Below are 13,716 nucleotides of genomic sequence, written 5' to 3'. Positions count from 1 at the left end.
GTAAATCACCATGATCGAAAAATGAAGTATGTTCCTCTGGACCACGTCGCCGCGCATTTTCTGCGAGATACGCAGCCTGCAAGGGTTGCGTCTCGCAACGAACGGGACCTCTTGCGGTTGATCTGGAAATCGCCTGGAATCGAACGCTCCAACCTGACGGAACCGCTCGATCTCACCCAGCAATCGCTGCACAGAATTGTCGGGCGGCTTCATGATCGTGGAATGGTCGTCTTTTCCCAATCGGAAAACCGGCGGGCCGGTCCTCCCAGTCCGGAGCTGACGCTCCGAAGGGAATGGTGTCTGACGCTCGGCATCTCCGTCAACGTCGGCACGATCGGCCTTTGCCTCATGGGTTTCGGCGAACCGTTGGACAATATGGAAATTCCGCAGACCGGCTCCTCGCTTTCCCTGGAGATGGAGCGGATTGAAGCAGCGGTCGGAGAGATACTGGCCCGGCGCGGCGCCAGGCGGCGTGACATCCTCGGCGTCGGCCTGGCGGTCGCCGGTCATCGCATGCTGGAGACGGCTTTCAATTGTCCACTGCCGCTAGCCCATTGGTCGCTGATCGACCTGGCGCCGCTGCTTGGAGAGCGACTTGGTCTGCCAGTCTGGGCGGACAATGTCGCCAGGACTGCGGCCTTGGCGGAAGCAATCTTCGGCGTCGGACGTGACGTCGCCGATTTTGCCTATATCGCCCATCTTCATGGCTATGGCGGCGGTCTGGTTTCCGGCGGCATGCCGTTTCGCGGCAGTTTCGGGAATGCCGGCGAATTCTCCGTTCTCTTCGGGCGGCAGGACTATGACGATCGTCCCGCACTCAACCAGTTGCTCGAACATCTTCGCGCCAAGGGGCGCGCGGGCCTGACCCTTAAGGATTTGAAGAATGAAAATGTGGCGGATTGGGATGGCATCGAGGAATGGATCGACCGTGTCACGCCGGCCCATAATCGTGCAGTCAACGCAATCTGCGCGATCTTCGACCCGGCATTGATCGTGCTTGGCGGCGAGCTACCACATTCACTTGCAAGAATGCTGATCGAACGCACCGAATTCAACAATCTGCCTCGGCATGGCGCATTGCGCGACGTTCCGGAGCTGGCCGTGGCCCAGATCATCGATGCCCCCGGCGCGATCGGCGCGGCCTTGATCCCGCTATTCGAAACCGTTTTGTAATGGCGGCTCGGGCAGTCAAGCCCGCGTGGCTTGCATCCAAGCAGGGCTGAAGCGCACCGCAGTGCCAGGTGCGGTGCGCTTCAGCCGGCGCGACGAGATGGGAAGGCAGTCTTCAATGCTTGGGAGGTTTCCACATCTCGACCCCAATTGGGGCTGCGCGCCAGGATTCGTTCATTTCATTCCCGTTCCGGCAATGCCAGTGGTGATGTATTTCTGCAGGAACAGGAAGACGACGGTGACCGGCAGCAGGCTGAGGAACGTCATCGCCAGGATATAGTGCCACTGCACCGAGAACTCTCCCTGGAACGCGTTGAGACCGACCTGCAGGGTGAAATTCTCACGGCTGTTGAGGACGATGAGCGGCCAGAGGAAGTCATTCCAGCGCCAGAGCACGGAAAAGATCGCCAGTACCGCCAGCGCCGGTGCTGTCAGCGGCAGGATGATCCGCCAGAAGATGCAGAATTCGCTCGCCGCATCGACGCGTGCCGCCTCGATCAACTCATCCGGTATGGTCAGCATATATTGCCGCAGCAGGAAAACGGCCGTTGGAGAGGCGACGGTCGGCAGGATGACACCCCAGAGATTGTCAGCGAGCCCGACCCCGACGATTACGAGGTAGGCCGGGACCATGACGACGGCGAGCGGGATCATCAGCGTCGAGATGATGATGACGAACACAGTCGTGTCGCCCCGAAATTTGTATTTCGACAGCGCAAAGGCAGCCATTGCGTTGACGATAAGCGTCAGCAGCGTTGCAACAACGGTGACGAAGACGGAATTTTTCAGAAAGGTCAGGAAGTTGAAACGCGTCAGCGGATCGGTGTAGTTCTCGGTGGCAACGGTCAACTGCTGCACCGGCGTGATCCCCTTCACGTCGACACCGACCGGTTGCCCCGGATTTGCAGGATCGACCATCTGCGCCTTGAGACCGATGCGCCGCACCATGGCCATTTCACGCTGCTGGCTGTCAATCGTTACGTTCCAAAGGCTGAGCGGCTTATCGAATCCGGGCACGGTCTGTTCCAAGGCGGCCCGGGGAAGCAGCGACGGCGGAAAGCGGGTGATCTCGGCCGCCGGCTTTAGCGAGGAGAGGCCTGCCCAGACGACGGGAACGAGCACCGCGAACGTTCCGCCAAGCAGCCAGACCCATGACAAGATATCGGTGATATCGATGCGTCCGGCCCGGCGTGTGCGCGAGAGAAAACTGATCGGGCTCATCTCAGGACTCCATTCGCTTGCCGAGGCGCAGCTGTATGAGGGTGAGAACCAGAAGCACCAGCCCCATGAGAACCGATGCGGCGGAAGCAAGGCCGAAGAGACGCAGATCGCTGCCGAAGGCCATCTGATAGATGTATTGGACGATGAAGCTGTTGGCCGTGCCAGGGCCGCCGCCATTGGTCAAAACCCAGGCTTCGTCGAAGATCTGCACGGACTTGATCATCAGAAGGATGAACACGACAAGCAGGTTCGGGGCAAGAAGTGGAAGCGTGATCCTGAACAGCGTGCGACGCGGTGAAGCGGCATCGATGGACGCGGCCTCATAGAGATCTTTCGGGATTGCCTGGAGGCCGGCGAGCAGGATCAGCGTGTAAAAGCCCATATGGAACCAGACCGATACCACCACCACGAAAAAACGCGACCAGCCAACATCAAGCAGGAATATTTCTGGGGGAACCCCAAGCATCTGAAAGAAGGCGTTCAGCAGGCCGTTGCGATCGAGGAACCACTTCCAGATCAGGCCGATGACGACGGGAGACAGCAGAACCGGATAGAAGAACATCGCCCGGAAGAAGCCCCGTGCAAAGATCGCCCGATTGAGGATCAGCGCCGTGATCAGCGCCACCAGTAATGTGGCGACGACGTTGAAGGCCACGAACCAAAGGGTGTTCCACACCGCCGTCCAGAACAGCGATTCCTGGCAGGTTCCAGGCTGGAGATAATTGCCGCAGGAAAGCAAGGTGCGGAAGTTGTCGAGACCGACGAACGGGCGGTCGGAAACGAAGAGATTGGTGCCGCCGGTGAACGCGTAGCCGACCGCGATCGCGATGGGAAGGAACGTGAAGATACCGAACAGGATGAGATTGGGCGCCAGGAACAGCCAGGGCATCCGCTTGCGGCCGAACAGACGCTCGATCGCATTCATCGGCGCCTCGACCACCCTCATCGCCGTTTCGCCTGTCCGAGACAGCAATATACCGGCCGTGAGCTCTGCCATGTCAGCGCCTCCCCTGCCCGGACCGTCTGCCAAAGGCCAGGCCGCTTTCGGGATCGAACAGATGGACGCGGGCCGGGTCGGCATCGATGATGATCCGTTCGCCCGAAACCGGCGCGAAATGGCCGGCTTCATGGATGATGATCTGATCGTCTTGGCCGGCGAGATTGCCATAGACATAGGTCTCGGTTCCGAGCCCTTCGTGATATTGCACTTGGAATGGCAGGCCCCGCTCGCTGGATCGGGTGAAATGTGCGGGCCGGATACCGGCAACAACCGACTGACCGACCGCAATGCCGGCGGGATCGACATTGCTCACGATCGTGCCGCCATTGCCGACATCGACGATGACGCCGCTTTCACCGATGCCCGAGACCTTACCCTTGATGATATTCATCCGGGGCGAGCCCAGGAAGCCGGCGACGAAGAGGTTGCGCGGATGATCGAAGAGCTCCAGCGGCGCACCGACCTGTTCGACGCGTCCGGCGCGCAAAACGACAATCTTGTCCGCCATGGTCATCGCCTCGACCTGGTCGTGCGTTACATAGATCATCGTCGTCTTGATGTCGCGGTGGAGCTTGGTGATCTCGGCCCGGGTCTGGACGCGCAGCGCCGCATCGAGGTTCGACAGCGGCTCGTCGAAGAGGAATATGTCCGGCTCGCGCACGATCGCCCGGCCAATCGCCACGCGCTGGCGCTGGCCGCCCGAAAGCTGCTTCGGACGCCGGTCGAGATAGGGTTCGATCGCCAGCATCCTGGCGGCCTCGGCGATGCGCGCCTCGATTTCGGCGCGCTTGAACTTCAGATTCTCCAAGCCGAATGCGAGATTCTTGCGTACGCTCATATGCGGATAGAGCGCATAGGACTGGAAGACCATCGCGATTTTACGCTCGGCCGGCGACAGCGCGCTGACGTCGCGGCCACCGATCGCGATTCCGCCCGAAGTCACTTCCTCGAGGCCGGCGATAACGCGCAAAAGGGTCGACTTGCCGCACCCAGACGGGCCGACGAAGACAACGAATTCGCCGTCCTTGATGTCGAGTTCGACGTCATGAAGGACTTTGACGGAGCCATACGACTTGTTGACGGTGGAAAGTTTCAGTTCTGCCATGCCCCACTCCCATCAGGTGGCGTCGTTTCCATGACGACGTCGATTGCGTTCCAGCCTTGCGGCAGCGGTGCCGGCCTCGTGATCCGCACCTCGTTCATCGCGATTCCACTGACACCCGCCACATAGACAGCCGGCATTCCTCCCGGATAGTCCTCAAGGCCGATCACCCGCCCGTCCGAACCGCGGGTCCAGGCATTGGCGCGCCCGCCGCCATCGGCCATCGGCGCGAGGTCGGCATTCGTCGGGCGTAGGTCGTAGGTCCGCCCGGTGCCAAGCTGTCCGGGCTGCTGGTCGAGGGCGATACGGGCCAGCGACACGTTCCGGATGCCTGACGTCGCGGCGGCAATGATGGTGATCGCCCCTTCCATCCGGCCGGTCACGTCTTCGGCGACGAGGTTCTCGATGGCGCCCGCGGGGCGTTCGGCGATACGGTCGACGACATTGACCGTCAGCGCCTCCCCAGACCCCCAGAATCCGTCCGGCGTCTCGCGGCACTCCACCGAAATCTTCGAAAACCGCACATTCGATATCCGGCCGCCGTCGCGGGAAAATATCCCGAGCGCCCGGCTGGAGGACGAGACACGGCAATCCTCGAACATGACGTTGGTGACGTTGCCATGCGTTTCGGTGCCGATCTTCAGCGCGCAGCTCAGGCTCTCGACGGCGCATCGGCGGACGAGAATGTTCTCGCACTGGCCGATGGCCGTGCCATCGGGGCCGGCGCTCGTCTTCAGACATACGCCGTCGTCGGCGGTCGATATCCTGCAATCCTCGATGATGGCGCCACGGCACGCATCGAGCACGATACCGTCCGTGTTGGGAAGGCGGCGGTCATTATCAATGGTCACGTTGCGGACGGAGACATCGGTGCAATTGACGAAGTGCAGTGTCCACATCGGCGAACGGCAGATATGGATGGAGCTGATCTCGACTTCGTCGCAGCCCTCGAAGACGACGACGCGGGGGCGATATTCGGCCGGAACGAAGGTTCCGACGCTTTCGTCGTCTCCGATGATGAAGCTCTCGCAACCGGCTTCGATGCGCCCCGTGCCCGTCAGACTGATCCGTCGCGCATCCCTCGCCACGATCATGCCGCGGTCCGACTTTTCGGCGATGACCGAAACTGTCGTATGGACATAGGCAGCATAGTCGGGAACGGGACGCAGGATGGCGCCGGCGGCAAGATGCAGCTCGACACCGGAACGGAGCCGGAGCCCCCGGCAGTTGTGGATGCCTGCGAGGAGCTCCAGCCGTCCGCCACCGGAAGCTGAAAGGCTGTCGATCGCAGTTTGCACACGGTCAGTATTGTCGCCGTCGTAAGCTGCAATGGCGACAAGCGAGGTTGCGTTCATTGACGTTGACCGTGCTCGAGGACGACTTCGGTCAAAAGCAGCATGGTCAGTGCCTGGCCGTAAGGCGTCGGCACATTCGGGATGCGCCGGTAGAAATCGAGATCGTGTCCCATCGGCGTACCGTCCGAGACGCCATGGACGACGCCTTCTTCATCGATCTGCGCCAGCACTGCCGCAAGCGCCCGCTCCGCATGTGCCCTGTCGCTCTCGTCGAGAATGCCGGCATCGATGGCGCGCAATATGCCATAGGCGATGCCTGCCGTGGCCGAGGTTTCGAGCGGCGAGGACGGATCGTCCAGAAGTGTCGTGAACATGCCGTCCGGCCGCTGATATGCCTTCAGGGAGCGCACCTGGCTGACGAGGACGTTGGACAGGAAGCGCCGATCCTTCTCACCGAGCGAGGGCACGAGATCGAAGAGCTCGGGGATTGCGACCGTGATCCAGGCATTGCCCCGCGCCCAGAAGGCATTGGCGAAGTTGTGCCGGCCGTTGAAGGTCCAACCGTGATACCAGAGCCCGCTGACCGGATCGGAGAGATAGCGCGTGTGGATCACGAATTGGTAGACAGCCTCATCGATCCACTCGTTGCGCTCGCAGAGCACGCCGGCGCGGCCCAGGAACAGGCAGGCCATGAACAGCGTGTCGTCCCACAACTCCCCGTCGTTGAGGCGCTCCTTGACGACGTGCTGGAAACCGCCTTCCTCGGTCTTCGGCAGTTCCTTGACCAACCACTCAGCCCAGTCTTCGACGAGGGCGCGGAAATCCGGGCGGTCGACGTGCTGGACGAGAATCGCGAGCGGCAGCATCGGCGCCGTGCTGTTGATCTGGCGCGGCGGCAGGCCGCGTTCGATCTGCGCGCTGTACCAGGCAACAAGCTCCTGCAGCGCCTTCTGGTCATTGGTGGCTATCGCGCGCCTGAGGAACCCGTAAAGACCGACGCCGACCTCCCAGTCCCATTCGTCGAACTGGATGCCGGACGTGGAACCGCCCGTCACGAGCCCCTCCTTTATGCCCCTGAGCCGGCTGAAAGCCGTTGCCACACGATCGATCGTCGTCAGGAGCGCGGCGTTATCGACAGATTCAGTGTTCATGCGTGAGACCTATGTGTCAGGAATAGAACGGGCCGTCAGCGCCGGCCCGGGACGCGGCGCTGTCGTGAGTGAGGATCGGGTGCGGCTGATCATGGGTGAACGGCCGGGGCTTACCGGCAATCGAAAGACCGTCGGCGTAGGAGAGATCGATCGCCTGACCGCCCGGCGGCGTCAGGGAAAGACTGCGGAGCCTGGGATCGAAGGAAACGCTGGTCTGGCACAGACGCTCGATGAAGGCCTTGTAAGCATCGTCATTGCCGGATGCTACGATGGCCGCCCAGCCGCAGAGCGATCCATACGAGCGCGCCTCGCGTCCGGCGGTCGGGCCGTCCGTGATCAGTTCCAGGCCGTTCGAGGCCCAGAGAGCGGCAAATCCCCTGCCCGACCGGGCGATCAGCCATTTGTCTTCGACGATGAGATCGTCAAGACCGTCGCGGCCGATATAGGCGTGCGTCCAGGCATGCCGTGCATCGCCTGCGTCTTCGATCAAAAGCGCGATGTCGCGATGCTGGGCGACACGCGGCAGGATGCCGTTGCCGGCCCAGTAGGACGGCCTTTGATTGCCCCAGGGATCGTCCTCGCCGGGATGATTTATCCAGAGCCTCGCCATCGGATGGCCGGCGAGCCGGATATCCAGAACGTGCTGCTGGTGCCCCTTCCGGCCGGTCTTGTGATCGATGACCGTCGAAAGCTGCGCCGCCTCGTTCTTGTAGAGCACGAGTTTTCCGCTCTCGAGCCCCTGGCAGTAACGCGCCTCGACGTTCCTTCCTCGCGGAAGGGCGGCGAGTTCGGCAAGATCGGCAGGCGGCTCGTAGCCGCCGGCGCAGAACATCGTCAGCGCCGCGACACCATTGTTCAGCCAGCCGGTGCCGAAAGCGACCTGGGCGAAGGGAGCAAGTTCAGTCAGCGGGCCGGCGCGCAGTTCCTTGTCATAAGCGCGGCCCTGTGATCCCGCCGGCACGCCGGCGAGCGTGTGCAGGGCGATCATGCGGAAAATGAGATCGATCTGCGCGCGAGCACGTGCTGCGATTGCCGTATCGGCCCAGCGCTCAAGAGCCAGCAGGCCGATGAAATCGATCGGGTAATAGGCAGCCGAGTTCCACTCCGCCAGACCATGGGCTTCGACGCTGTCAAACCAATGGCCGAGGCGCACTGCGGCGAGTTCCGCCTGCTGCCGTCCCGCCCGCCCCGAGGTCGAGAAGACCTCGTCGGGCAGCAAAAGTCCGGCCAGCAGCTGGCTCGTATGGAAGCAGAGCACATGGTTCTCGCTCCAGAACCACATCGCGTCGTTGCCCGGCTCGTCAACCCAGTATCGGTAGGAGAGAACGGAATGGCGAATGCGATCAACCGTGGCCTTGGGCATCCGGTCGCCGTACGCGCCGAGCAGCCACAGCAGCGGCACCATGATGAAATCCGAGCAATCCTCCCGCGCATCGATGGAGGCGAGCGTCATGTCGACGATGCGATCGAAGCTTTCCTGGTCGTCATGACCGGTTTCCATCATGGCGATGAGCCGCCCGGCGCGGTTGGCGCCGAAGCGGGCGCTGTATTCCAACGCCTGGCGCTTGCGGGCGGAAAGCGACGCCGCTGCCGGCAATGGCAAGATGCTGCTCATGAAGGCGGCGTCAATGACGCGGGTGACCGAGCCCGGCCCCGACCCGATCGTCATGTGGATACCGTGATAACCGTCGGCAATGCCGCAGACATCCTGCGCCGTCAGCCGGCTCTGACCTGCGTGGAGGGTCAGTTTCGCATCGGCGAGGACCGGCCGCTCGTGGCCATGGCCGACCACCTTGAGCTCCACCGGCAGGTCGCGCTCGGGCGCCGTGTCGAAGATGATCTCCAGCGGCTCTCTGACGAAGACGTCGCGCGCCGGGCGCACGCCGCGCGAAAGAGCTTCCAGCTCCCGCACCTCGTCCTGATCGAGCGCTACCGGCAGCAGCACGCGGAGCGGCTCCTTGTCCAGCATTTCGAGCTCGAAGAACCAGGTCGTGTCGCGCTCGGCAAGATCTTCGCTGTGGACGAGAATCTCGTTGTCGCCGGCTTCGAGCCGCAAAGCTATCTCGGTTGCACTCTCGACGTTACGCTTGAAGGGCTCGAAGCGAACCGCCTCCTGCCCATTGACCCATATGCGCACGCCGCCGCAGGTCTTGAGCGCGAGATTGAGCGTGCGCGGCGCTTCCGTCCTGAAGGTGCCCTTCAGCCATCGCCTGACATGCGTGGGCACGTGCCAGAAGCCGGTGAATTCGACGCGGCGGTTCGAGCCGGGAAGATAGAGGCTTTCGGTCGGCCAGGACGTGTCGGGGATGAGCTCGCGGCCGACCATGGTGGACCAGAAGGCCTTGCGGCATGGCAGGTCGCCGACATCGACGAAACCGTTGATGAAACGATAGTTCACACGATCTTCGGCGGGCGCCGGCTCGCCGGGAAAATAGCTCGCGATGAGCGCTGATACCGCCCATGCCGTTATCGTCTGGCCCTGACCCACGTCATATGCCGGCGCCATGTCGTCCGGCCGCTTGATGCTTTCCGTTTTCACAGATCGCCTCCTCCGCAATCCTATGAAAATATTTTCATTAGGTTATTTGGTGCGTGATTTTTGCAAATTGCTCAAAAACATCGCTATTTCGCGTAGAAAATAGCTTGACGGGACGAATGTCAAGTATATGAAATTCACTTATCGATGGCTTAGGCCGCGATTGATGAAAATGTTTTCATGGGAGGATGAAAATGAAAACCTATCTATCAGGGGCTTTCGCACTGGCGCTGGCCACCGCTTCTTTCGCATGGTCGAGCGTGGCCAGGGCCGAAACCCAGACGATCACCTTCTTGTTCACCGATGACGATCAGGCTTACGTCGAGCGGATGGAAGCCCTGAGCAAGGAATTCGAAACGGCGCATCCCGACGTCAAGGTCAACTTCGTCTCTTCCGGCTATGATGCGGTCGCCAAGCAGCTGCCGGTACAACTTGCCGTCGGCGAGGGTCCCGACATTGCCAAGATCACCGATTGGCAGCTTGCACCCTATTATCTCGACATGCGTCCCTACATGAAGGATCCGGACGGCTTCGCCAAGCTGCACGGCGACAGCCTGAATACGCTTCGCTTCCCCGGCGTCAACGATCCGAACTCGATCAACGGCTATGTCGCGTCGCAGACCTTCAACCTGCCCTTCGTCAACAAGACGCTCTTCGAACAGGCGAACGAACCGCTTCCGAAGCCGACCGCCACACTGAAGGAAATCGTCGAAGCTTCCGCGCGCGTCGCCAAGGCGACCGGCGCCCAGATCCCCTTCACGATGGACCGCTCCGGCCACCGCTTCTCGGGTGCCGCCTTCTCCTACGGCTCGAATTACGTCAAGGACGGCAAGTTCTCGTTCCCCGACGATGCCGCCAAGCGCTACATCACCGATCTCTACAACTGGACGAAGGACGGCTCTTTCCCCAAGGAAATGTGGGGTGCGGCCGGCGGAACCCAGTACAAGAACATGGGTGACGAATTCGTCAACGGCAATGTCGTGACCTATCTCGCCGGCAACTGGATGGTCAATCCATTCCAGAAGAAGATCGGCGACGGCTTCGACTGGACGGCGATCAGCGCGCCCTGCGGCGATGCCGGCTGCTATGCTATGCCCGGCGGCACCGCGATCGTCGGTTTCAAGCGCACCAAGCACCCGGAAGCCGTGGCCGCCTTCATCGAATTTCTCGGCACTGAAAAGATCCAGCGTGAAATCGCCGAAAATTACGTCATCCTGACCGGCGCCGACATCAAGGATCCGCAATACAAGCTCGAGAGCAAGAACGCCAAGGAAGCCATGGCCGTCTTCCTCGCGGCTCGCGACAGTGCGCCTCAGGCCGCCCGCGATCTGGAACGCCTCAAGGGATCCGGGGCCATCTATCAGCTGATTGTGCAGCGGATGAGCCAGCTGATCGTCGGCGAGCTTTCCCTCGAAGACACCTTCAAGGCCATGGCCGCGGACGTCGACAAGATCAACGGCGCGCTTGCCGCCAAGTAATCTGGTCACGCCTTCCCGCAAAATGTGCGCACGCATCAGCCACGGCCCCGCAACGGGTCGTGGCTGATCCATTTCACCGGTGCCCAGCTCTTCGGAAGCCTGCTTGTCTGGGGCTCGCTCCGATTCAGAGCAAACCGGTGCGGCAGATTCGCGCTGATGGACAGGACGGTTCCGCGGCGTCGTGACATGAGCTTTGGGAGAGGCTATACGCGTTATCGGCTGGCGGCTCGCCGGTATCAGGCCCAACTTACAAACCCGACCGACCAGCGGGGGTCCAGTCAATCGAGGTGCCTCTCCATGCTACTCGGCTCCGAGCATCCGCTGCGAAGGGAACTTCACAACGAGCTTCATGCACGCCCGTCGCTTTACTTCGATGGCGATACGGATGTCTGGCACATCGCCATCGTCAGCGACAATGCCCCTCCTTCGCTGCCGGTTTCGCTCCCGGGACTGGAAGATGTCACCACGACCCGCGAGGGCAACCACGGCATCGGCCGTGTCGGCGCCGGCCGCCTGAAATGGGAAGCGCACACCGAATTCCTGACCTTGACCTTCGTCGTGTCGGCGTCGGCTGAACCGGGCAGCCATCCGCCGGAAGCCTTTCAGGCCTGCTGCCGCCAGATCGGCGGCAAGATCATAGCGGCCGTGCGCGTGCTGGTGCGCGATGAGAAGGACGGGCATCACCTGGAAAAACCGAAGCTCGACTTTGTCGCCTCGCGGGTGGGCGGCGGCGATGCGGAAGTGCATTCGAACTTCCGTCTTAGCGGCAGCGGCTTCGTGGAATTCCTGTTCTTCAACCGCAATCTCAATGCTTATCGCACCGGCCGCATGGTCAGGCGTTTCCTGGAGATCGAGACCTATCGGATGATGGCGCTGCTTGCCATGCCGATGGCACGCGAGACAGTCTCGAAGCTTTCCACCTTCGACCATCGCCTCGACCTCCTGATCAGCCATATGCAGAGCGCCGTAAAGGTCGACAAGGCGCTGCTTTCCGAGGTGACCAGGCTCTCGTCTGACGTTCTCAATTTCTCGGCACTCGCCCGCCATCGCTTCGGAGCGACGAAAGCCTATGCCGAGATCGTCGCGAGCAGGCTGTCCGAGCTTCGCGAAGAACGCGTCGAACAGCGCCAGAGGATCGGCACCTTCATCGACCGCCGCTTTCAGCCGGCCGTCCGCTCGGTTCGTGCCGCCGAGCGCCGCCTCGACGAACTCGCCGAACGCGTCAGCCTGGCCGGTGATCTCCTCAGGACCACCGTGCAGGTTCAGCTCGAAGATCAAAACGCATCACTGTTGATCTCGATGGAAGAGCGGGCGCGCATCCAGGTGCATATTCAGCAGGCTGTCGAAGGCTTCTCCGTCATCGCCATCACCTATTACACCGTCGGCCTGGTTAAGATCTGCCTGGAAAGCATTTCCGAACTGGGTGTCGATCCGCATATGGTGAAACTCGCCGTTCTCGGAGCCATCCCGCTGGTGCTCTTCGCCGTCTGGACCGCCGTCCGCCACGTCCGCAGGAGCATTGCCGGGGTCCCACATGGCCCGACTTCCGAAATTCACTGACGACGCGTCAGTGACTCAGCCTGCCCCAGCAGATGTGGGGTCTGCTCCCCCGACCTCTTCGCTTCCTTCCAACTTGTGGAGAAGCGCCTTCATGACGCGGTGCGCCGTTTCGATTTCGCGCACCTCAAGACCGTCAGCGAGACCGCTCGCCCAGGGAGCCTGGAGGCGCATGGCGGCGTCGAAGGTCTCCCGCCCCTTCTCCGTCAGCACGACGAGCTGAGCCCGGCGGTGATGCGGGTTCGCCGCAAAGGCAACGATCCCTTCCTTCTCCAGATCATTGACGATGCGCTGCACGTTCTGGCGGTTGGCGCCCATGTCGCGGGCTAGCCAGGCCACCGGCTGCGGGCGCTCCGATGCGCCGACAGTGCCGAGAACCTGCCAGCGCGCGCTGGTCAGCCCCAGGCCGGCGACCAGCCTGTCTCCTGAGGTCAGCATTCGGTTGTTTAGCCTGAAGAGGTCGAGCACGAGATTGGTCAATGCGGATCCTGCTGCACTTCGCTCGGCATCGGTCATGTGTCACCATGCATTTATATTGACATTATGATGTCATAATTATATGTGTTCTTCATGTCGAATTGACATCATGGAACCACATAAAACGGAGCAAGTCATGCCGCATATTCGTCCGATGGACCCCACCTTCCCGATCGACCGGCAAATCGAGCTCGAGGCCTCCCCGGTCGTGCTCATCAATCTTTTCACGCTCGACCTGGCAGACGAGACGAAGTTCCTTGAGGTCTGGCAGGACGACGCAGCCTTCATGAAACGCCAGCCCGGCTTCATCTCCACCCAGCTGCATCGCGCGATCGGCGAAAAACCGACCTATCTCAATTACGCCATCTGGGAATCCAACGCGCATTTCCGGGCGGCCTTTGTCCATCCGGAATTCAGGGCGAAGACCTCCGCCTATCCGTCTTCGGCTATTGCTTCGCCGCATCTCTTCCAGAAGGTCGCCGTAGCGGGGATCTGTGTAGCCTAGCTGGAAATCGAGTCATGTCGAAAAGCGAGCGCAACCTTGCCATCGCAGGCCTCGTTGCCGTTTTCGTGATGAAATACTCGTGATGAAATACAAGGCAAAGGCTGGAACGAGGTGCAACCCTTCACCATCTCGAGCGCGCCCGGCGAGAGCCGCCTTCACTTCACCGTGAAGGGCCTTGGCGACTGGACCCGAAAACTTCGCGCCGAACTGCGAGCCGGCGGGAC

At 61.5% G+C, this 13,716-nt stretch carries 11 protein-coding genes; 4 read left to right on the top strand and 7 right to left on the bottom strand.

Annotation, left to right across the window (positions count from 1 at the left end; translation table 11 throughout):
• Window positions 1–21 precede the first annotated feature (21 nt).
• Window positions 22–1,173 carry an ROK family transcriptional regulator gene (locus J2J98_RS23455; protein WP_064713136.1) on the top strand — a complete coding sequence of 384 codons (1,152 nt, stop codon included), beginning with the start codon at window positions 22–24 and terminating at the stop codon, window positions 1,171–1,173.
• A 171-nt stretch (window positions 1,174–1,344) separates the two neighbouring features.
• Here the strand turns inward: J2J98_RS23455 and J2J98_RS23450 are convergent, their stop codons facing one another.
• Genes J2J98_RS23450 through J2J98_RS23425 form a run of 6 tightly spaced genes read right to left on the bottom strand, consistent with a single transcriptional unit; the run spans window position 1,345 to window position 9,478 of the window.
• Window positions 1,345–2,391 carry a carbohydrate ABC transporter permease gene (locus J2J98_RS23450; protein ID WP_064709621.1) on the bottom strand — a complete coding sequence of 349 codons (1,047 nt, stop codon included), beginning with the start codon at window positions 2,389–2,391 and terminating at the stop codon, window positions 1,345–1,347.
• A gap of 1 nt (window position 2,392) precedes the next feature.
• The gene (locus J2J98_RS23445) at window positions 2,393–3,388 is read right to left on the bottom strand and encodes a carbohydrate ABC transporter permease (RefSeq protein ID WP_207603288.1); all 996 of its coding nucleotides are present in this window, start codon (window positions 3,386–3,388) and stop codon (window positions 2,393–2,395) included.
• Between the two features lies 1 nt (window position 3,389).
• Window positions 3,390–4,496, bottom strand: coding sequence for an ABC transporter ATP-binding protein (locus tag J2J98_RS23440; protein ID WP_207603287.1), 1,107 nt, complete (start codon window positions 4,494–4,496; stop codon window positions 3,390–3,392).
• On the bottom strand, window positions 4,484–5,848 hold the full coding sequence (gene pglB, locus J2J98_RS23435) for a polygalacturonase PglB (protein ID WP_207603286.1): 1,365 nt from the start codon (window positions 5,846–5,848) through the stop codon (window positions 4,484–4,486). The genes J2J98_RS23440 and pglB overlap by 13 nt, the downstream gene beginning before the upstream one ends.
• Entirely contained in the window at window positions 5,845–6,939 is a 1,095-nt protein-coding gene (gene bglB / locus J2J98_RS23430; protein WP_207603285.1) for a beta-galactosidase BglB, read from the bottom strand. The genes pglB and bglB overlap by 4 nt, the downstream gene beginning before the upstream one ends.
• A gap of 16 nt (window positions 6,940–6,955) precedes the next feature.
• Window positions 6,956–9,478: a hypothetical protein gene (locus tag J2J98_RS23425; protein WP_207603284.1), complete on the bottom strand. Its 2,523-nt coding sequence runs from the start codon at window positions 9,476–9,478 to the stop codon at window positions 6,956–6,958.
• A gap of 191 nt (window positions 9,479–9,669) precedes the next feature.
• On the opposite strand from J2J98_RS23425, the gene J2J98_RS23420 reads away from it, so the two are divergent.
• Both J2J98_RS23420 and J2J98_RS23415 read left to right on the top strand, forming a co-directional pair.
• A complete protein-coding gene (locus J2J98_RS23420) occupies window positions 9,670–10,953 on the top strand; it encodes an ABC transporter substrate-binding protein (protein WP_207603283.1) in 1,284 nt (427 codons plus the stop codon).
• Between the two features lie 297 nt (window positions 10,954–11,250).
• Complete coding sequence (locus tag J2J98_RS23415) at window positions 11,251–12,513, top strand: DUF3422 domain-containing protein (RefSeq protein ID WP_207603282.1); 1,263 nt, start codon at window positions 11,251–11,253, stop codon at window positions 12,511–12,513.
• A 15-nt stretch (window positions 12,514–12,528) separates the two neighbouring features.
• Here J2J98_RS23415 and J2J98_RS23410 read toward each other — a convergent pair whose 3' ends face one another.
• Window positions 12,529–13,026, bottom strand: a complete 498-nt coding sequence (locus J2J98_RS23410; protein WP_064709629.1) for a MarR family winged helix-turn-helix transcriptional regulator — start codon at window positions 13,024–13,026, stop codon at window positions 12,529–12,531.
• A 97-nt stretch (window positions 13,027–13,123) separates the two neighbouring features.
• Here J2J98_RS23410 and J2J98_RS23405 point away from each other — a divergent pair, with 97 nt between their 5' ends.
• On the top strand, window positions 13,124–13,492 hold the full coding sequence (locus tag J2J98_RS23405) for an antibiotic biosynthesis monooxygenase family protein (protein WP_064709630.1): 369 nt from the start codon (window positions 13,124–13,126) through the stop codon (window positions 13,490–13,492).
• Window positions 13,493–13,716 lie beyond the last annotated feature (224 nt).

The organism is Rhizobium bangladeshense (genome assembly GCF_017357245.1).
GTDB classification, from domain to species: Bacteria; Pseudomonadota; Alphaproteobacteria; order Rhizobiales; family Rhizobiaceae; genus Rhizobium; species Rhizobium bangladeshense.
The sequence above is the reverse complement of the archived record's forward strand: the minus strand, read 5'-3'. Positions and strand labels throughout refer to the sequence as shown.

Bases quoted from the DNA above. Each gene is read 5' to 3' on its own strand.
- bglB (WP_207603285.1), bottom strand. From the start codon at position 6,939: ATGAACACTGAATCTGTCGATAACGCCGCGCTCCTGACGACGATCGAT.
- pglB (WP_207603286.1), bottom strand. From the start codon at position 5,848: ATGAACGCAACCTCGCTTGTCGCCATTGCAGCTTACGACGGCGACAAT.
- J2J98_RS23420 (WP_207603283.1), top strand. From the start codon at position 9,670: ATGAAAACCTATCTATCAGGGGCTTTCGCACTGGCGCTGGCCACCGCT.
- J2J98_RS23405 (WP_064709630.1), top strand. From the start codon at position 13,124: ATGCCGCATATTCGTCCGATGGACCCCACCTTCCCGATCGACCGGCAA.
- J2J98_RS23415 (WP_207603282.1), top strand. From the start codon at position 11,251: ATGCTACTCGGCTCCGAGCATCCGCTGCGAAGGGAACTTCACAACGAG.
- J2J98_RS23455 (WP_064713136.1), top strand. From the start codon at position 22: ATGAAGTATGTTCCTCTGGACCACGTCGCCGCGCATTTTCTGCGAGAT.
- J2J98_RS23450 (WP_064709621.1), bottom strand. From the start codon at position 2,391: ATGAGCCCGATCAGTTTTCTCTCGCGCACACGCCGGGCCGGACGCATC.
- J2J98_RS23445 (WP_207603288.1), bottom strand. From the start codon at position 3,388: ATGGCAGAGCTCACGGCCGGTATATTGCTGTCTCGGACAGGCGAAACG.
- J2J98_RS23440 (WP_207603287.1), bottom strand. From the start codon at position 4,496: ATGGCAGAACTGAAACTTTCCACCGTCAACAAGTCGTATGGCTCCGTC.
- J2J98_RS23410 (WP_064709629.1), bottom strand. From the start codon at position 13,026: ATGACCGATGCCGAGCGAAGTGCAGCAGGATCCGCATTGACCAATCTC.